General features: G+C 53.6%; 18 protein-coding genes and 1 riboswitch. Of the genes, 10 read left to right on the forward strand and 8 right to left on the reverse strand.

What is annotated here, in order from left to right; genetic code table 11:
- The first annotated feature begins 2 nt into the window (after positions 1 to 2).
- From RO22_RS07875 to cysN, 4 genes are all read left to right on the forward strand, one after another.
- Entirely contained in the window at positions 3 to 449 is a 447-nt protein-coding gene (locus RO22_RS07875) for a DUF1249 domain-containing protein (RefSeq protein WP_022524019.1), read from the forward strand.
- On the forward strand, positions 449 to 1,213 hold the full coding sequence (locus RO22_RS07880; protein WP_041158010.1) for a phosphodiesterase: 765 nt from the start codon (positions 449 to 451) through the stop codon (positions 1,211 to 1,213). Before RO22_RS07875 ends, RO22_RS07880 begins: the two co-directional genes overlap by 1 nt.
- 176 nt (positions 1,214 to 1,389) lie before the next feature.
- Positions 1,390 to 2,388 carry a sulfate adenylyltransferase subunit CysD gene (cysD, locus tag RO22_RS07885; protein ID WP_009287723.1) on the forward strand — a complete coding sequence of 333 codons (999 nt, stop codon included), beginning with the start codon at positions 1,390 to 1,392 and terminating at the stop codon, positions 2,386 to 2,388.
- Positions 2,388 to 3,830: a sulfate adenylyltransferase subunit CysN gene (cysN, locus tag RO22_RS07890; RefSeq protein WP_009287724.1), complete on the forward strand. Its 1,443-nt coding sequence runs from the start codon at positions 2,388 to 2,390 to the stop codon at positions 3,828 to 3,830. Before cysD ends, cysN begins: the two co-directional genes overlap by 1 nt.
- Before the next feature lie 195 nt (positions 3,831 to 4,025).
- Here cysN and RO22_RS07895 read toward each other — a convergent pair whose 3' ends face one another.
- The 3 genes from RO22_RS07895 to RO22_RS07905 all read right to left on the reverse strand — a co-directional run bounded on the left by RO22_RS07895 (position 4,026) and on the right by RO22_RS07905 (position 6,333).
- The gene (locus tag RO22_RS07895) at positions 4,026 to 4,835 is read right to left on the reverse strand and encodes a substrate-binding domain-containing protein (protein WP_027959028.1); all 810 of its coding nucleotides are present in this window, start codon (positions 4,833 to 4,835) and stop codon (positions 4,026 to 4,028) included.
- A 65-nt stretch (positions 4,836 to 4,900) separates the two neighbouring features.
- Entirely contained in the window at positions 4,901 to 5,632 is a 732-nt protein-coding gene (locus RO22_RS07900) for an ATP-binding cassette domain-containing protein (RefSeq protein WP_022524015.1), read from the reverse strand.
- The gene (locus RO22_RS07905; protein WP_009287726.1) at positions 5,629 to 6,333 is read right to left on the reverse strand and encodes an ABC transporter permease; all 705 of its coding nucleotides are present in this window, start codon (positions 6,331 to 6,333) and stop codon (positions 5,629 to 5,631) included. The genes RO22_RS07900 and RO22_RS07905 overlap by 4 nt, the downstream gene beginning before the upstream one ends.
- A 171-nt stretch (positions 6,334 to 6,504) precedes the next feature.
- Here RO22_RS07905 and RO22_RS07910 point away from each other — a divergent pair, with 171 nt between their 5' ends.
- From RO22_RS07910 to RO22_RS07925, 4 genes are all read left to right on the forward strand, one after another.
- Positions 6,505 to 7,392 (forward strand): helix-turn-helix transcriptional regulator, encoded by an 888-nt coding sequence (locus RO22_RS07910; RefSeq protein WP_027959030.1) that lies wholly within the window; start codon positions 6,505 to 6,507, stop codon positions 7,390 to 7,392.
- 109 nt (positions 7,393 to 7,501) lie between these two features.
- Complete coding sequence (locus RO22_RS07915) at positions 7,502 to 8,065, forward strand: type 1 glutamine amidotransferase domain-containing protein (protein WP_027959031.1); 564 nt, start codon at positions 7,502 to 7,504, stop codon at positions 8,063 to 8,065.
- The gene (locus RO22_RS07920) at positions 8,065 to 9,183 is read left to right on the forward strand and encodes an App1 family protein (protein ID WP_041158011.1); all 1,119 of its coding nucleotides are present in this window, start codon (positions 8,065 to 8,067) and stop codon (positions 9,181 to 9,183) included. The genes RO22_RS07915 and RO22_RS07920 overlap by 1 nt, the downstream gene beginning before the upstream one ends.
- An 84-nt stretch (positions 9,184 to 9,267) precedes the next feature.
- Positions 9,268 to 9,942, forward strand: coding sequence for a zinc metallopeptidase (locus RO22_RS07925; protein ID WP_041158012.1), 675 nt, complete (start codon positions 9,268 to 9,270; stop codon positions 9,940 to 9,942).
- 149 nt (positions 9,943 to 10,091) lie between these two features.
- Here the strand turns inward: RO22_RS07925 and RO22_RS07930 are convergent, their stop codons facing one another.
- The 5 genes from RO22_RS07930 to cmoA all read right to left on the reverse strand — a co-directional run bounded on the left by RO22_RS07930 (position 10,092) and on the right by cmoA (position 14,500).
- Positions 10,092 to 10,826 carry a class I SAM-dependent methyltransferase gene (locus RO22_RS07930; protein ID WP_041158013.1) on the reverse strand — a complete coding sequence of 245 codons (735 nt, stop codon included), beginning with the start codon at positions 10,824 to 10,826 and terminating at the stop codon, positions 10,092 to 10,094.
- Between the two features lie 43 nt (positions 10,827 to 10,869).
- The gene (locus RO22_RS07935) at positions 10,870 to 11,841 is read right to left on the reverse strand and encodes a thymidylate synthase (protein ID WP_235270478.1); all 972 of its coding nucleotides are present in this window, start codon (positions 11,839 to 11,841) and stop codon (positions 10,870 to 10,872) included.
- A 63-nt stretch (positions 11,842 to 11,904) separates the two neighbouring features.
- Entirely contained in the window at positions 11,905 to 12,468 is a 564-nt protein-coding gene (locus RO22_RS07940; protein ID WP_022524007.1) for an NUDIX hydrolase, read from the reverse strand.
- Between the two features lie 57 nt (positions 12,469 to 12,525).
- Positions 12,526 to 12,629, reverse strand: a riboswitch (TPP riboswitch).
- Between the two features lie 45 nt (positions 12,630 to 12,674).
- Entirely contained in the window at positions 12,675 to 13,754 is a 1,080-nt protein-coding gene (gene cmoB / locus RO22_RS07945; RefSeq protein WP_052475560.1) for a tRNA 5-methoxyuridine(34)/uridine 5-oxyacetic acid(34) synthase CmoB, read from the reverse strand.
- A gap of 2 nt (positions 13,755 to 13,756) precedes the next feature.
- Positions 13,757 to 14,500 carry a carboxy-S-adenosyl-L-methionine synthase CmoA gene (gene cmoA / locus RO22_RS07950; protein WP_022524005.1) on the reverse strand — a complete coding sequence of 248 codons (744 nt, stop codon included), beginning with the start codon at positions 14,498 to 14,500 and terminating at the stop codon, positions 13,757 to 13,759.
- A gap of 159 nt (positions 14,501 to 14,659) precedes the next feature.
- On the opposite strand from cmoA, the gene pgi reads away from it, so the two are divergent.
- Positions 14,660 to 16,342, forward strand: a complete 1,683-nt coding sequence (gene pgi, locus RO22_RS07955) for a glucose-6-phosphate isomerase (protein ID WP_027959039.1) — start codon at positions 14,660 to 14,662, stop codon at positions 16,340 to 16,342.
- 190 nt (positions 16,343 to 16,532) lie between these two features.
- Positions 16,533 to 18,428, forward strand: a complete 1,896-nt coding sequence (gene parE / locus RO22_RS07960; RefSeq protein ID WP_041158014.1) for a DNA topoisomerase IV subunit B — start codon at positions 16,533 to 16,535, stop codon at positions 18,426 to 18,428.
- Positions 18,429 to 18,523 lie beyond the last annotated feature (95 nt).

An 18,523-nucleotide genomic window follows, 5' to 3' on the forward strand; every position in this document is an offset into this window, starting at 1 on the left:
ACATGGCGAGAACGGCCTATGTCACCGATTTAAAATCGCTCCAAGGGGAGTGCAGCGCCAACTATTTACGTTTGGTGCGCCTGGTGGGCGATATGGAGGCCGGCCAGCGCCGCGATATTGCCTTGCGCGGTGATAAACAGCATTTCGGTGATCTGCATCTGTATATTCAAGAGCAGGCGCCTTACACCACCATGGTGAATGTTTCTCAGACCGGCCCACTAGATACCGTTTTGGAAGGGCCGCGTATGCGCGTACATCTTTATCACGATGTACGCATGGCGGAAGTGACCGACTTTCAGCGCGAGCGCCACTTTAGTGGCCGCTACCGCTACCCCAATGCCCGGATGCATCAGCCGGATGAGAAGCTTCAACTCAACCGCTTCTTGGGCGAGTGGCTGGCTCATGGCCTTGCTCACGGTCACACGGTCGACGTGCCGGAGATGCCCTAATGCGTGTGGTGCAAATTACCGACGCCCATCTCTATGCGGATATCGAAGCGCGTTCCCGGGCGGGCATACCCTGGCGGCAGTTTCAGCAGGTGTTGAATGCCGTTGTCGCCGAAAAGCCCGATATCGTGCTGTTTACTGGTGATATTAGCCAGGATGAATCGGCCGCTTCCTACGCCTTGGCGATGCAGGCGCTGGAGCAGTTGCCTTGCCCCTGGTACTGGCTGCCGGGTAATCACGATCAGCCCGAGTTCATGGCGGCCGAGCGGCCGATGGTTGAACAAGTGGACTTGGATTCGTGGCGCATCCTGTTGCTCAATACCCAGGTGGAGGGCAAACCCCACGGTGAACTGGGAAGCGAGCGGCTAGCTAAGCTCGCTGAACAGTTAGAGAACGATGACCGGCCCACGCTGATAGCCATGCACCACCCGCCGGTGGACGTCGGCGCGGTGTGGATGGATGCCATTGGCCTACAAGATCGCGACGCATTTTGGCAACTGCTAAGTAAACACCCGCACGTCAAGATCATCCTGTTTGGTCACGCGCACCAAGCCTACGCCGAGCATCATATTTTAGGCACAGGTAGAGGCATAGGTGAGGCCACTATTGATGTTTATGGCTGCCCGGCGATGGCCGATCAGTTTCTGCCCGGTGCCGAGCAGTTTGCCATTGATGAAGCTTCCCGCCCTGGCTATCGGGTTATCGATTTGGCGTATAGCGATGCCCAGGGAAGCGAGTGGCAGAGCTGGATAGAGCGCATTGATTAGACGTTAATTGCTCTCTTATTTCTAGATAGGTTTTTTAGGAATAAAAAGATAGTTATTAATTCTTTTGGGTTATTACCGGCTCGGCGTTACCCTACTCACATTCGAACGTACATTTATCTATAACGTACGCTGATTTTAGCTTGTGTGACGAGCTTGTTCTTGTGAGGTAAGGGGCCATGACCCAATTGTCTACATTGTCGTCAAAAGAGCGGTCTTCAGAGACGCGTTCTTCATCTTCAGCGACGCAGGGGGAGGCTTTTAATGCCCCTGATGCCGCGCGCTTGACCCACCTCAAGCAATTAGAAGCCGAGTCTATCCATATCATCCGTGAAGTTGCCGCTGAGTTCGCCAACCCGGTGATGATGTACTCCATCGGTAAAGATTCGTCGGTAATGCTGCACTTGGCGCGCAAAGCTTTTTACCCCGGTACACCGCCATTCCCGCTGATGCACGTGGACACCACGTGGAAGTTTCGCGAAATGATCGAGTTCCGTAACCGCATGGCTGAAGAGGCGGGTATGGAACTGATCGTGCACACCAACGAAGAGGGGCGGGCAGCCAATATCAACCCGTTCGACCACGGCAGCGCCAAATACACCGATATCATGAAAACCCAGGCGCTCAAGCAGGCGCTGGATAAGTATGGGTTTGATGCGGCCTTTGGTGGCGCGCGTCGTGATGAAGAAGCCTCGCGTGCCAAAGAGCGCGTCTACTCGTTCCGCGATAAGTATCACCGTTGGGATCCCAAGAACCAGCGCCCTGAGCTTTGGAACGTATATAACGCTAAGGTCAATAAAGGTGAATCGATCCGCGTGTTCCCACTCTCTAACTGGACCGAGCTGGATATCTGGCAGTACATCTACTTAGAGTCGATTCCCATCGTGCCGCTCTACTACTCGGCCAAGCGGCCCATAGTCGAGCGCGACGGTATGCAAGTTATGGTCGATGACGACCGTATGCCGTTAGCACCTGGCGAAGTGCCGGAAATGAAGTCGGTACGGTTTCGAACGCTTGGCTGCTACCCGCTAACCGGCGCGGTGGAATCCGAAGCCGCGACGCTTCCGGAAATTATTCAAGAGATGCTGCTGACCCGAACCAGTGAACGCAGTGGCCGCGCCATCGATCGCGATCAGGTGGGTTCGATGGAGAAGAAAAAGCGCGAGGGGTACTTCTGATGTCTCACCAATCTAATTTAATCGCCGATAATATCGAGCAGTACCTGCACGAGCACGAAAACAAAGACCTGCTGCGTTTTATCACCTGCGGTAGCGTAGACGACGGCAAATCGACGCTGATTGGCCGTCTGCTTCACGACTCGAAAATGATCTTTGAAGATCAACTGGCGGCGATCACTCAGGCTTCTAAAACCAGTGGTACTACTGGTGATACCGTTGATCTGGCGCTGTTGGTGGATGGGCTGCAGTCAGAGCGTGAGCAGGGCATTACCATCGATGTGGCGTACCGCTTTTTCTCTACCGATAAGCGCAAGTTTATTATCGCCGATACGCCTGGGCATGAGCAGTACACCCGCAATATGGCCACGGGGGCATCAACCGCCAGCCTGGCGATTATCCTGATCGATGCCCGCTACGGTGTGCAGACCCAGACTCGCCGCCATAGCTTTATTGCCGACCTGCTAGGTATTCAGCACCTGGTGATTGCGGTCAATAAGATGGATCTAGTGGACTTCTCCGAGCAGCGCTTTAACGAGATAGTCGATGAGTACCGAGCCTTTGCCACCAATCTGCAAGCACCTGACATTCGCTTTGTACCGATGTCGGCCCTGAATGGCGACAACGTGGTCAATCGCAGCGAACAAACGCCCTGGTATTTTAGCGATGCTTACCAGGGGGAAACACTGATCGAGCTATTAGAGAGTGTCGAGATTACCCGCGACCAGAACCTCAGCGATCTGCGTTTACCGGTTCAGTACGTTAACCGCCCGAACCTTGATTTTCGCGGTTACTGCGGTACCTTAGCCGCGGGTGTATTACGTCCTGGTCAAGCCGTTAAGGCACTTCCATCGGGTAAAACGTCGCGGGTTGCACGGATTGTCACTTTTGATGGTGACCTTGCGGCCGCTTATCCAGGTCAGGCGATCACTGTGACTCTGGAAGATGAAATCGATATCTCCCGTGGCGACTGGCTGGTGGCAGCGGATAGCGAACTGCCGCTCTCCAACACCTTTAAAGCCGATATTGTTTGGATGCAGGAAGAGGCGTTAACGCCAGGTAAGCTCTACGATTTCAAACTGGCGACCCGCGATCTTTCCGGTCAGATCAGTGCGATTGATTACCAAATCGACGTCAATACTCTGGAGAAGCATGCCACTCACTCGCTGGGGCTAAATGCTATTGCCCGCTGCGACGTGGAACTGACAGCTGCTATTCCCGTGGATGATTACCGCACCAGCCCCGGTACCGGTAGCTTTATCATCATTGATCGGCTGACCAACGTGACCGTAGGCGCCGGTATGATCCGCGGTACCGCCAGCGCCCCAGGCAATGCTTCAAACGCCACCGATTGGGCCGACTTTGAGCGTGATTTGAATGCCCTGGTGCGTAAGCATTTCCCTCACTGGGAAGCGAAAGATATCAGCGGTTTATTCAGCCGCTAACCGGCATAAGCTCCGGTCATGAGCCTCCTCACATCCGTGCGAGGAGTTCTCCTTATGTCATTGCGAGGAGCGAAGCGACGCGGCAATCTTGCTTTTGTCATTGCGAGCGCAGCGCGGCAATATCAAAGTTAGTGCCATCGCCGGTATGAGATTGCTTCGTCGCAAGCTACTCGCAATGGCGGTAGGTGATTAGATTTACTCAGCATTAGGGAAAAACAGCTGCTGACCATCTACCTCAAAATCCGCAATCGCTTGCTGGCCCTGTTCAGAAACCAGCCACTCGTGCCACTGGGCGGCGAGGTCGTGCTTCAAATGCGGGTGTCGCTCTGCCGAGAGCAATAGGCTGCCATACTGATTGAATAGCGCTTCATCGCCCTCAAACAGCAAGGTAAGGTCTTGTGGGTTGTCAAAGGCGACCCAGGTGGCGCGATCGGTAAACGTATAGGCGTCCATGCCCGCGGCGGTATTCAACGTAGGGCCCATGCCGCTGCCCAGCTCGCGGTACCACTCGCCCTGTGGCGTGACCCCAGCATCTTCCCATAAGCGCAATTCCGCGCGGTTCGTGCCGCTATCGTCCCCGCGTGAGGCGAAGGGGGACTCGCTCTCGGCAATGCGCTGCATGGCATCTGTAACGGTTTCGCTATCACTAATGCCTGCAGGGTCATCGCTCGGGCCAACAATCACGAAATCGTTGTACATTACATTCAGACGTTCTGTGGCGTAGCCATCGGCCACAAACTTTTCTTCACCTGCGGTGTCGTGAACCAACAAGCTATCCGCATCGCCACGGCGGCCAATTTCGAACGCCTGGCCGGTGCCCACGGCGACCACGTGCACATCAATCCCGGTCTCTTCGCTGAATGCGGGGATGATGGCGTCAAACAGGCCAGAGTTTTCGGTAGAGGTCGTGGAGGCCAGGGTAATGTAGTCATCGGCCGCCATCAGCGTAGCGCTGAAGGTCAGCCCTAGGGTGCCAGCGGTGATAAGTGCGGTAGTTTTGTTCATTTTTGCTCCTTGATCGCTTTTCATAAATCGTTTTACTTCAATCCTAGGGCTCACTCATATTGGAGCTACCAGACCAACTCGCCGCGAATAAACGCCCCCGCCTCAGGTGAGGTGGGGGCGGTAAAAAAGTCGCAGGCAGGGGTGTGTTCAAGCAATTCACCGTTATGCAAAAACACCACGTCATTGGCTAAGCGGCGTGCTTGGTGCAAGTCGTGAGTGGTCATAACGATACGAGTACCGCTGTGATGAAACTCCAGTACGGCATCTTCAACGGCCTTGATGGCGGCGGGGTCGAGCGCCGAGGTGGGTTCGTCTAAAAACAGAACTTGGGGATTGAGCAGCCAGGCCCGTGCCAATGCTAAACGCTGCTGCTCGCCGCCGGAAAGCACCCGTGCAGGCCGTTTGGCTAGGTGTGCTAAGCCAAACTTCTCAAGGGCACTCATCGCCTGGGTTTTTCGAGGTAACGCTTTCAGTTCTGGTCGCGCCACTTTATTGATGGCTAGCACATAGGTCAGGTTATCCAGCGCTGAGCGGCGTAACAGCACAGGGCGTTGGAAAACCATGGCTTGCGCGGGCTGAACCCCTTGCCAGCGAACCGAACCGCTGGAGGGCGTTAGTAGGCCGTGAGCTAGACGCATTAATAGGCTTTTGCCCGCACCGTTCGGCCCCATTATTAGCGTTCGCTGGCAGCCTGCAAGGCGCATCGATGTGGGACTAAGCAGGGTATGGCCGCGATGGATAAAGCTCACGCTGTCGAGCTCAAGGGTGGCGACGGGGGGCGTATGATGTGCGTTCATCCCAGCCGCCTTTTCGCCGTTTCGCCGATTATGTGGGCAATCGCGTTAATCATGGTGACCAGGGCGAGCAGAATGATCCCTAAGCCAAGGGCCATAGGCAGGTTGCCCTTGCTGGTTTCCAACACAATGCTGGTGGTCATCACGCGGGTGACGCCGTCGATGTTCCCGCCCACAATCATCACTGCGCCCACTTCGGCGCTGGCGCGGCCAAAGCCTGCCAGGATCACCGTTAACAGCCCAAAGCGTGCGTCCCATAGCAGGGTGGGGATCATGCGTAGGCGCGTTAGCCCCAGTGAGTTCAACTGCTCGGCATACTCTCCGTGAAGCGCTTCAACCTGCTGGCGGGTGAGGGCGGCAATAATGGGTAGTACCAGAATCACTTGGGCTATCACCATCGCTGTTGGCGTAAACAGCAGCCCCCATTCACCCAGTGGGCCTGCGCGCGAAAGCAGTAGGTAGACACAAAGCCCTGCCACGACTGGCGGTAAGCCCATCAGGGCATTGAGGGCGACAATCACGACGTTACGTCCAGGAAAGCGCCATAGCGCCAGAGCAGCGCCTAAGGGCAGGGCTATCAGGCTGGCAATCAATACCGCCATCAGCGATACCTGCAGCGAGAGCATCACGATGGAGATTAGCGCGCTATCCATACTCAGGATCAGGGTGAGAGCAGTACTAAAAGCATTATCACTGGTGAGCATTGAGCGTCGGTTTCACTTTTGTATGAAGAGCTGTTGTAGGAAAACTGTTATCTGAGAATTGGCATGATGTATCGAAAAATGACTTAATGCACTGCGTCCTGAAATTTATGCAGTCATATGCAGTTAAAATACAAAAGAGGTTTGCATTTTACCCAGCGAGGCTACCTTGCGATGTCTGAACCACATACTTACCTGACCACCGCAGAAGTCGCTGACTATTTGCGTTTAAAAGAGCGCAAGGTGTATGACTTGGTGCGCCAAGGCCAGATTCCCTGTAGTCGGGTAACGGGAAAGTTGCTGTTTCCCCGCCAACAGATCGATTTATGGGTGCTGAACCATTTAGAAGGCGATCAGGCGCAGCGTTTATCAGTGCCGCTAGTAGCAGCCGGTAGCCAGGATCCACTGTTGGAGTGGGCTATTCGGGAAAGCGGCTCTGATTTGGCGATGCTCTGCCAAGGCAGTGGCGACGGCGTGCGGCGGTTGCTTGACGGCAAGGCGATGTTGGCGGGCATTCATCTGCTGGATGCTTCTACTCAGCGCTATAACGAACCCAGCGCGCTCGGCTTAAGCGGCATGCGTGATCTGTTGATAGTGCACTGGGCAAAGCGCCGCCAAGGGCTGCTTTTACCCGCTGGCAACCCGATGAGCATCTCTGGGCTAAATGATTTAAAACGGCCCGGGATCCGCGTGGCGCATCGCCAGCCCGACGCTGGAGCAGCACGGTTGCTGCACTGTTTGCTACAACAAGCAGGCATTGAAAGCTCGGCGATCAACTGGGCGCCCCATGCCTCCTTAAGTGAAGATGATTTGGCGCTTAGCATTGGGCAGGGTGAGGCAGATGTTGGGCTGGGGGTTGAAGCCGCCGCCCATCGCCAGCACCTTGGCTTCGTTACACTTTGCGATGAGCCGTTTGATTTAATTATGCAGCGGCGCAGTTATTTCGAACCTTCAATACAGCGCCTGTTGGCGTTTGCTCATCAAGCGCGTTTTGCCGAGAGGGCAACACAGTTAGGAGGTTATGATATTGCTGAACTAGGAAGGATTGTGCATAACGCCTAGCGCGCTATTCGCTAACCTGCGGCGTCAGTAGGAGAGCTTGACCCTGATTCAATATACGCCACACTAGTGGGGCGTTACTAACGCAAATCATCACGAAAAGGAGAGCATGATGAAACAAGCACTAAACGGTAAGCGTGTTGCTATTTTAGCCGCAGCTGGTTTTGAAGAGTCTGAGCTGAGCGTACCGCGCGCCGCCTTACAGAAAGAGGGTGTTGAGGTTCATGTGGTCACCCCCGACGGTAAAGGAGTCCGCGCTTGGGCGGAAACCGACTGGGGCGACACCTATGAAGCCGATAAAGCCCTTGCTGATGCCAGTGAGTCTGACTACCACGCCTTGGTACTGCCGGGTGGTTTATTCAACCCCGATGAACTGCGCATCAACGACGATGCGTTGAGTTTCGTAAGAGGGTTTTTCCAGGCAGGTAAGCCTGTTGCTGCTATTTGCCATGCGCCGTGGATTTTAATTAATGCGGGCGTGGTTGAAGGCCGCCGCATGACCTCGGTACACAGCGTCGCGCAAGATTTACGCAATGCCGGCGTTGAGTGGGTCGATGAGCCAGTTGTTGTGGACAGCGGTCTTGTGACCAGCCGTACGCCGAAGGACTTGGATGCCTTTAACGCCAAGTTACTCGAAGAGCTGCAGGAAGGGCGTCACTCCGGTCAACACGCTTGATGAGCGTATTGCGTCAGTGGACAAGCTTTATCAAAAGGCTTGTCCACGTTATTGCCAAACCTATCAAAGGAGACAGTAGCCGCGGCGGAATGGTGGTTCATCCTTACCGCGGCTATGGTTCCCAACGTGAAGTTTTTGTCATGGGCCGGGTGTTTCGCCAAGCCGCACTAGGTCGAGCCATTCCTCGCCATGGCATGCTACGCGATACTGCGGACGTGGCGCGGCGCGTTTTACGCCAGGGGCTGGCCGATGCGCAGGTAGAAATTCACATCGGCGAAAATAAGCTCTGCGTCGGCACGGATCGAGATGGCTATTTCGACGTCCACTTACCGATTAGTCACACCCTGCCCATTGATGTCTCTTGGCACCGCGCCGATATTTTAGTGCATTGCTCGGGGCAGACGCCGGTACGTACTCACGTAGAAGTTTATGTACCTCCGTCAGAGGCGGATTTGCTGATCATCAGTGATATTGATGACACCGTTATGTTTACCGGGGTGGCGGAAAAGCTCAAAATGCTTTATCGCTTATTTGTTAAAAAACCTCATCGCCGCACCGCTTTCCCCGGTGTTGCGCCGCTTTATCAAGCTTTACATCGTGGCGTTAGTGAACGCGCTGAGCGGCCCATTTTGTATGTATCCCGTGGCCCTTGGGCGATATACGAAATGCTCGAAACCTTTTTTCAGATCAACCGCATCCCCGTTGGGCCGATTATCTTTTTACGCGAATGGGGCATCTCTTTGCGCAAGCCTTGGCCGCGCCGTGCAGAAGAGCATAAGCGCGAACTGATCGACCGTATGTTGACGCTTTATAATGATATGCCGTGTATTCTCATTGGCGATAGCGGTCAACACGATCCAGAAGTGTATACCGAGATAGTGAAAGCCTACCCAGATCGGATTAAAGCGATTTATATTCGTCAAGTGGATAAAAACCCCAAGCGCGAGCAGGCGATCCAGCGGTTGCGGGATGAGTTGGCCGGCACCCAGTGTGATTTAGTGCTCGCCGCGGATAGCGTGCTGATTGCCGAACACGCCCACGCCCAGGGCGATATCTCTGCCCACGGCTTAGCGGCAGTACAGCGCGAAGTTGAGGAGCACCGCAACGATCCCGCATAACGCTGTTGCCAAGTCAGTCCCCATGGTAAAAGTACGCTACGAAGAAGTGTGTTTAACGACGGTTATTTGTAGATAGGGGCTGCCATGGTTGTTGTGCTGATCATTTTTGCGCTGGCAGTATTTGTGCTCCCCAATGTTTGGGCCAAGTGGGTGCTTAAACGCCATACCCGCGGTCGTGACGATTACCCGGGGACGGGTGCAGAGCTTGCCGATCACTTGCTGCGCCGACTGGGGATTGAGGGTGCAAGCGTTGAGCGCACTGAGTTCGGTGACCATTATGATCCTGAAACCCGCTGCGTACGTCTTTCTCCGGATAACTACGATGGGCGTTCGCTAACGGCCGTCACGGTGGCTGCCCATGAAGTAGGGCACGCCATTCAGCATCACCAGGGTTACGCGCCGCTACTGGCGCGTAGCCGCTTAGTCGGCGTTGCCCAAAAAGCTGAGAAACTCGGCGCTGTACTGATGATGGCTGCACCTTTTCTGTTTTTATTGACGCGTCTGCCGGGTGGTTTAGCCATTGTAATTGCCATGGCGGTGATCAGCTTTGGCACCGCGGCGCTGGTGCATTTTGTGACCCTGCCAGTTGAGTTTGATGCCAGCTTTAACCGGGCGCTGCCGCTCTTGAAAGAGTACGTCCCGCCTTACGATATGCCCGGTGCCCGGCACGTACTCACCGCCTGCGCGTTTACCTACGTGGCCGCCTCGCTGGCCAGTGTTATGAACCTGGGGCGCTGGCTGGTGATTTTGCGGCGGTGAGCGTGTATTGAAGCTGTGTTTTCAGTGCCACTAAGTGTCTATGCATAATTTTTCGTGCATTAAAGGTTATAAAAAAATCAGTAGCTTACTAGATATTTATACCTGATTTACTTTTTCATAGGCACTTAGTTAATACCTATTGTCTGTCTTTATTGCTTTGTGGCGCGCAGTAGAATATAGGGTTTTGTGTCCTGTAGAGTGCGGAATTCATTCGTATGAACTGGCAACTGCGAATTGTCAAATGGTAGATTACGTTCTGTGGTTAGTGAAAGCCCCGCTGCGGCGAATGTATTTCGATATGTGGATAAACCCCATTGTTTGTCGACAATCTCTAATGGTTGCTGCCTTCCCGGTATCGTGAGGTAGACTGGGCGATTATCTCCGTCTTGATAGGAAATACCATGCTCTCCATTGCGGTAGGTCGGATAATCGACTCCGGTGGTTTGAGGATGAGTGTCGAGGATGTAATAGGAGCCGCCAGGTTTAAGTACGCGCATTACTTCCGTAGTGATGCGTACTAGTTCACGTCTTTCGGGAATGTTAATAAACAGAAAACAACTAATGACAGCTTCAAAACTGTTATCAGGAAATGGCAAATTTGGACCATGGATTTGCTCAAAGCGAAGACGGTTAGTGCCTGCGGATATTGCTTTTTCAATCATTGTTGGAGAGATGTCAACACCGGTGACATAGTCGAATCCGTCGTCTCTTAATCTTCTGGACACTTTGCCGCTGCCACAGCCGTAGTCCAATACACTAATTCCCTTGCCATAAGAGCAGGTTAACTCCGCGATGAGTGGTTGATAGCCAAAAGCATTCTCCACCCAATCATCATAAGCGTCAAAAAGCTCGGCGATATTTTGTTCAGTCCAATTAGTATTCATAAAAATAAATCCCCTAATATTTGCTCATGTATGAATGCTTGTACTATCCCCAGCGATTAATAAGAAACGGTTGATAGTAGGGGTTAATTATCTCTAACGCCTTTTGAGGCAGCGCATTCCCTATCTTGATTTGGCGATAGATCCAGAACAACATCAGCACATCTCGCCAATACGTCGTTAGGTTAAGATTAGCCATATCATTAAACGTCAACAAGCCGCTACGGATCTCTGACTCATATTCCAATAGTTTGCGTATGGTAGTCGGGGAGGTGCCAATTGGCATTAAAGGTACTGTGCCTGGCTGGGGTATAGTTTCATTACTATTCAAAAGTTCAAGCGCACGCTCATGTGTGCTTTCATAGACGTGAATAGAACCAATTTGATGTGTGTAGTGACCGATTTTGCAGCCTATGCGGGCAGCAATATACTCTTGCAAGAAAGTAAAAGAGAAAATATCGTTCAGCATGCCAACGTAGGCATCATTTGCACGCATATAGCTGACCATGTTCAACTTTTCTTCGCGGAGTAGCAACTGAAGACCCAAGGTACATGAAACGTCGATATTGCGTCGATAAAGATCTTCTTCCGCACTAAATATTTGAAGGACAGCGCGCTTACTATCGGGATCGTCATTTTTAAGGATATCAATCACTCGTTCGATTTGATCGAGCGTGTCTGCACCAAAGTTTTTAAGACGAGCTCCGTAACCAGTACCAGGTAAGCTTATACCATCTGGGCTGTAGCGTTGCATTGAAGGGGCGTACCAGGAAATAAATGCTAAGTCGTTTTTACCTGATAAATACCATAACGCTTCTGCATAATTAAAAACAATATTTTGTTTGCGTATTTTGCTTAGACAAAAACGATCAGGAGGATTGTCGAGTCGGATATTGAAGCCAATGAGTTCTCGCTCTTTATTTCCTCTAGGTGAGTTAACATATTCATATTCAAAGCAGATTTTATGCAGTGTATCTCTGTAGAGGCTGGTGAAATTCGTATAATGTTTGTGCATCATTATATTCATCTCTTTCGGTGGACAAAGAGGCGTATTTTGCTGATACGAATGATGGCGAGTAGTTTAAAAAGCTGAATTGGAGCTGTGAATCGCGTTTGATTTTTCTTTGACGATCAAACTGTGCAAATTAAAGGCTTTCACGACAGTATCTGCGACGTGATCAGCTAAGGCTTCATTGAAGTTGAGTTTTCCGTTTATAACTTTCGCCCAGCGGCAGTCCGCAGCATCATCACCAGGCCGTAGCTCGCCATCAACGTAGTGACATAAAAGGGCAACCAAGGCGAAGTGGTGGTGACTTCCCTCTGGGTCATATCCGATTACTTCTACTACATCAATTAACGGTCCTACCAATGCTGTGATACCGGTTTCCTCCATTAATTCGCGCTTTGCTGCACAATGTAGGCTTTCTCCCGGTTCCACTGATCCTCCGGGGAAGCCCCAAGTGCCCCGTTGAGGTTCTTTACTGCGTTGGACGAGGAGAACTTCATTATTACGCAGAGTTACGGCGATTGCTGCCAAGCGTGGCTTGGCAAGTACGGAGTTCAGGCGGTTTTTATCAGACGTGTTAAAAGGGGAGGTACTACTGAGCGTAGATGCGTTAGCGGGCGTTGAGTTACCTTGCGACACGATACACTCCTGCATTGAGATTCGGATAATACAGGCGTAGGTGTCAAAACAGATTCATATATGGTTTATGTCCGTTCCTACGCCGGTATCAGCCGGATCAGGTTCAAAGGGTTTGGATAACTCCATCTCAGCCTGAATAACAGGCACCCCTCGGAAAAGTTACTGTTACTATGAGTTTTAGTATAAGTCAATATTTGGGGGGCAATTCAATGCGGCGGCTTGGCGGACGCCGGGGCGGTTTTGACACCTTCTTCGCACACTTGGCTAACGGCTAATTGGCCCGGCTTATTCGCCAAAATCACCGCCCGCCGCGGTGCAGGGTAGCCTTCAATGGTGCGGGTGCGGTCGTTGGGGTCGAGAAAATCAGCCAACGATTGGTAGGTCATCCACTCCGTCGAGCGCTGCTCGTCTAACGTGGTAACGGCTTCATCGACCACGCGCACGTTGGTAAAGCCGCAGCGCTCCAGCCAGTGGCAGAGTGCTTGAGAAGAGGGCAGGAAGTAGACGTTGGGCATAGCGGCGTAACGTTCGCCGGGCACAAATACGGTCTGCTCGTCGCCTTCGACTACCAGGGTTTCTAGCACCAGCTCGCCGCCCGGAACTAACGCGGCTTTTAGCTGCTGAAGATGTTCCAACGGGGCAGGGCGATGGTAGAGCACGCCCATGGAAAATACCGTATCGAAAAAGCCCAGGTTCTCCGGCACATCTTCTATACCCACTGGTAAAAACTGAGTTCTGCCGTCATCGGTATCGCCGACGAAGTGGCGTACCGCCTGAAATTGCCAGTAGAAGCGCGGCGAAGGGTCAATTACTAATACGAAAGCAGCCCCTGCCCCGGCCATCCGCCAAGCGTGGTAACCGCTGCCGCCACCCACATCGAGCACTTTGCGATATTTTAGCGGTGCCAGGTGTGGCGCCACTCTTTGCCACTTCCAGTCAGAGCGCCACTCGGTGTCGATATAAATGCCGCCTAGCTGAAAAGGGCCTTTACGCCATGGGGCAAGCTTTCTAAGCAGGTTAAAGCATTGGCGCTGCTGGCTATCGCTAAGATCGAGATCAACGCTGACGGTGTCGCTGTTTAAATCCACGCGCCGCTCGGCGGGCAGCACCGGAAGCTTGGCCACGGCTTTTTCCCAGGCGGATAAATCGCCGTGGCGGTTACGGTCAAGCCCGTGAGCTAACTGCTCGGGAAGCTTCGCTAACCAGGGCGTTAGTGAGGCATCAAGCGTAGCTTGATCTAAAAACGCCTGATAAATTGCGCGATGATCGTCGGGTAGTGGCGCCACCTTTAACCCTCCTTAAACGCAATCAGCGAGGCAAAGTTAAGGTACTGGAACCAGGTCATCGAACGTGGAAAACCTGCTTGTTTCAAACGACCATGAAGTGCATCGAGGGTATCCGGCACCAGTACGTTCTCAAGAGCGGTGCGCTTCTGGCTGATTTCCAGATCACTGTAGCCATTGGCGCGCTTGAAATCGTGGTAGCGTTCTACCCGCCAGGCGTTGTCGCGCTCGTCGGCGTCGACGGTTTTCTCCGAGAGAATCAGCACGCCGCCGGGTTCCAGCGCTGCATAAAGCCGCGCCAGTAGTGCATCGCGGTCGGCGGCGGGTAGAAACTGTAGGGTAAAATTGAGAATGATCATGCCCGAAGACGCATACTCTAGGGTACGAATGTCGGCTTCTTCGACCTGCATAGCGTACGCTGGGCACTCGTCAGCAAAGGTTTGCCGAGCCTGGGCGACCATGGCGGGCGATAGGTCAACGCCCGTATAGCGAAAGGCGTCAGGCGCCAGCGCCCCTGCCAGCGCAAGGCCGGAAGCGCCCAGCGAACAGCCTAGATCATAGACATGGGCGCCATGGCGCAGGTGGCGCTGGGCAATTAAGCTCAACATGCCGAGAATTTGCCCGTAGCCGGGTACCGATCGGCGGATCATGTCAGGGAAACAGGCGACCACCTTTTCGTCGAAAGAGAACCGCGCGACTCGGTCAAGGGGTGTCGAAAAGATAGCGTCACGGTAAGATGCATCACTCATGGGCAAGCCGGGATCATGGAAAAGGCGTGCTAGTTTACGCGCCCTTAATTGACTAGAACAGGCCTGTCTAGCACAGACTCGTTTAGAACAGCCCTGTTTAAGGTTATTAACCTGTTTAATGAACCCCGCTGCAAGGATCGACGCCACTGGAGAAGCTAAATGGCCTCAGCATCAAGCGCTACACCCGATACGTTACCGGCATGGCAGACGTTAAAGCATCACGCTGAAACGCTGCAGCACGTTCACTTGAAAACGCTGTTTGGCACCGAGCCTTCCCGGTGGGAGAGCTTTACTCGCCAGGTGGCGGGCTTGACGCTGGATCTTTCCAAGCAGCGCTGGGATGACGATACGCTCGAGCATCTGTTTACGCTGGCCAGTGAAGCGGGCGTACCCTCTGCCATTGAGGCGCTGTTGAGCGGTAAGCGAGTGAACGTCAGCGAAAACCGCCCGGCGTTACATACGGCGCTGCGTTTACCCGCCGATGCGACGCTTGAGGTTGAGGGGGAAGATATCGTCGCTGCCGTGCATGAAAGCCTTGCCCAAATGGAGCGCTTGGTCAGCCGGCTGCACGCAGGGCAGTGGCGTGGTGCCACCGGCAAGCCGATTCGGCATGTGGTTAACCTGGGTGTAGGCGGTTCAGATCTAGGCCCACTAATGGTCACCCATGCCTTGGCAGATTTCCGACCCAAAGATATTCATCCGGTTGAGGTGCATTTTGCCTCCACCATGGATGGCTCCCAGTTAGCGGACTATCTGAGCCGGTTGAATCCTGAAACCACTATCTTTGTGTTGTCATCCAAGTCGTTCACCACCATTGATACACTTTCCAACGCTAACACCGCACGGGAGTGGTTACTTAGCCGCTTGACCCAGCATGGTGCGACGCCGATTAGCGCTGAGTTGGTGGTGCGTCAGCACTTTATTGGTGTGTCGGCGAGCCCTGAGAAAATGACCGAGTGGGGCATTGCTGACGATCATCAATTAACCTTCTGGGAGTGGGTAGGCGGGCGCTACTCGCTATGGGGCACCATTGGTTTACCCATTGCGCTGGTGGTTGGGATGGCGAATTTCCGCGAGTTTTTAGCCGGTGCGCACGCCATGGATCGCCATTTTGCTGAGGCAGAAATGGCGGAGAACCTGCCCGTGCTGCTGGCGTTAGCGGGAATCTGGAATGTCAACTTCCTGGATATCCGTGCGCACTCCATTCTGCCCTACGATGGGCGCTTGGAGTATTTCGCCGCCTATCTTGAACAGCTTGAGATGGAGTCCAACGGCAAGTCGGTTACCCGTCAAGGCCAGCCGATTAACTACTCCACCTGCCCTGTGCTCTGGGGGCAGCTTGGCCCCAACGCCCAGCATGCGTTTTATCAGCTATTGCATCAGGGCACTCAACCGGTGGTGTGTGATTTTATCGCGCCGCTCAAGCGCTACGATGAGGTGGAAGATCCAGATACCCGCCGCCACCTTAAAACCCAGCATCGCCTGGCACTGGCCAACTGTTTTGCGCAGTCCCGCGTATTAATGCTTGGTGATGACGCTTTGGAAGACGACGGCCCACGGCCAGAGCACAAGCGTTATCGGGGTAACCAGCCCTCGACGACGGTGCTGCTTGACCAGCTCACCCCAGCGACCCTGGGTTCGCTTATCGCCCTTTACGAGCACAAAGTCTTTGTTCAGGCGGTGATTTGGGATATCAACCCGTTCGATCAGTGGGGCGTTGAGCTAGGCAAACAGATTGCCACTGATACCCAAAAGATTATCGACCATGAGGGAGATCTATCGCGGATGGATGCCTCTAGCCGTGGGTTGATTGAGGCGTTTTGGGCGGTGGAAAAGGAGTAAGCGAGTAAGTAAAGGCGCCCCTCTAAGTCTCATTGATGGGGTAGCCCTTTACCACCTTGCTCTTGATAAACATGGCTAGATATACAGCTTTTTGCTTTTCCGCTATCCTGTGCTTCTTTGCAAGCCGCCAATCACTCGTTTCAGCAATCAATATGGCTGCCAGTACGATTTTTCAGGGAACCGACGTTACATGACCCAGTTTGATGCCTCTCAGTACGGCGCGAGTTCCATCGAAGTCCTGTCGGGCCTCGAGCCGGTACGTAAGCGTCCCGGTATGTATACCGACACCACACGCCCCAACCACCTTGCTCAAGAAGTGATTGATAACAGCGTCGATGAAGCGCTAGCGGGCCACGCCACCATGATTAACGTCGTGCTGCATAGCGACGGCGGGATTGAGGTGCAGGATAATGGCCGTGGTATGCCCATCGACCTACACCCTGAACACGGTGTTTCGGGCGTTGAACTGATATTTACCAAATTGCACTCGGGTGGCAAATTCTCCTCCACTAGCTACCGCTTCTCCGGCGGCCTACACGGGGTAGGTGTCTCGGTGGTTAATGCGCTATCGCGCCGGTTGGATGTCGAAGTTACCCGGGATGGGGCACGCCATGCCATGGCCTTCGAGTTCGGTGAGAAAGTCGAAGAGTTGCATGAAATTGGTAAAGCCCCCAAGCGGGCAAGTGGCACTTTGGTGCGTTTCTGGCCGGATGAGAGCTACTTCGATAGCCCCAAGTTAGCGCTAACCCGGTTGAAACACCTGCTGCGTGCCAAAGCGGTGCTGTGTCCCGGCTTGAAAGTCACGCTGGTAGAACCTGACGGCACTTCCACAGAGTGGGTGTTCGCCGATGGTTTGCGCGACTACTTAGTTGAAGCCACCGATGGTTATGAAGTACTGCCCAAGGAGCCTTTTGTAGGCCACTTCAATGACGACGAGCACGGTGTCGATTGGGCGATTCAATGGCTACCAGAAGGCGGCGAAGCGCTGCTGGAGAGCTACGTTAACCTTATTCCCACCCCTCAGGGCGGTACCCATGTAAACGGCTTTCGTTCCGGGCTGCTGGACGCGCTGCGGGAATTCTGCGAATACCGCAACTTGTTGCCCCGCGGCATCAAACTCACCGCTGATGACCTTTGGGAGCGCACCTCCTTTGTGCTCTCAGTGAAGATGCTCGACCCGCAGTTTGCCGGGCAAACCAAAGAGCGGCTGTCATCGCGCACGATTGCCGGTTTTGTTTCCGGCGTGGTTAAAGATGCTTTCTCGCTATGGCTGAACCACCATGTGGATCAAGCCGAAGCGATTGCCGAGCTGGTCATCAGCGCGGCGCAAAATCGCCAGAAAAAAGCCAAAAAAGTCGCCCGTAAAAAGGTCACGTCCGGCCCGGCCTTGCCCGGTAAGCTAGCGGACTGCTCCGGCCAAGACCCTGCCCAGAGTGAGCTGTTTTTGGTCGAAGGGGACTCCGCTGGCGGCAGTGCCAAGCAGGCGCGTAACCGCGAGACCCAGGCGATACTGCCCCTGCGCGGTAAGATCCTGAATACCTGGGAAGTGGAAACCCACGATATCTACGGTTCCCAGGAGGTGCACGATATCGCCGTCGCCATTGGCGCTGACCCCGGCAGCGCTGATCTGGAAAAGCTGCGCTATCACAAGATCTGTATTCTCGCCGATGCCGACTCCGATGGCTTGCACATTGCCACGCTACTGTGCGCGCTGTTTGTACGCCATTTTCCGAGCCTGGTAGACACAGGCCATGTGTATGTCGCCATGCCACCTCTTTACCGTATCGATCTGGGTAAAGAAGTGCACTACGCCCTGGATGAGAGCGAAAAAGCCGCCATTCTCAAGCAACTGGCCAATAAGCGTGGCACACCTAATGTGCAGCGCTTTAAAGGTCTGGGTGAGATGAGCCCGCTACAGCTACGTGAAACCACCATGTCGACGGAAACCCGTCGCCTTGTGCAACTGACGTTGACCGTCGGCGACGGCACCATGGAAATGATGGATATGCTGCTGGCCAAGAAGCGTGCCGGTGATCGCAAAAAATGGCTGGAAGATTACGGCAATCTTGCCGATATCGAAGTGTAGGTAAAAGCAGACAAGCGTTAACAAGCCGTTGTTACAGTAACGCGTACTTTAGCCGATAGTTGGATGTAGAGCTTACATACTAAAAAGACGTAATA

This window comes from Halomonas sp. KHS3 (assembly GCF_000830495.1).
In the GTDB taxonomy this organism is placed as follows: domain Bacteria; phylum Pseudomonadota; class Gammaproteobacteria; order Pseudomonadales; family Halomonadaceae; genus Vreelandella; species Vreelandella titanicae.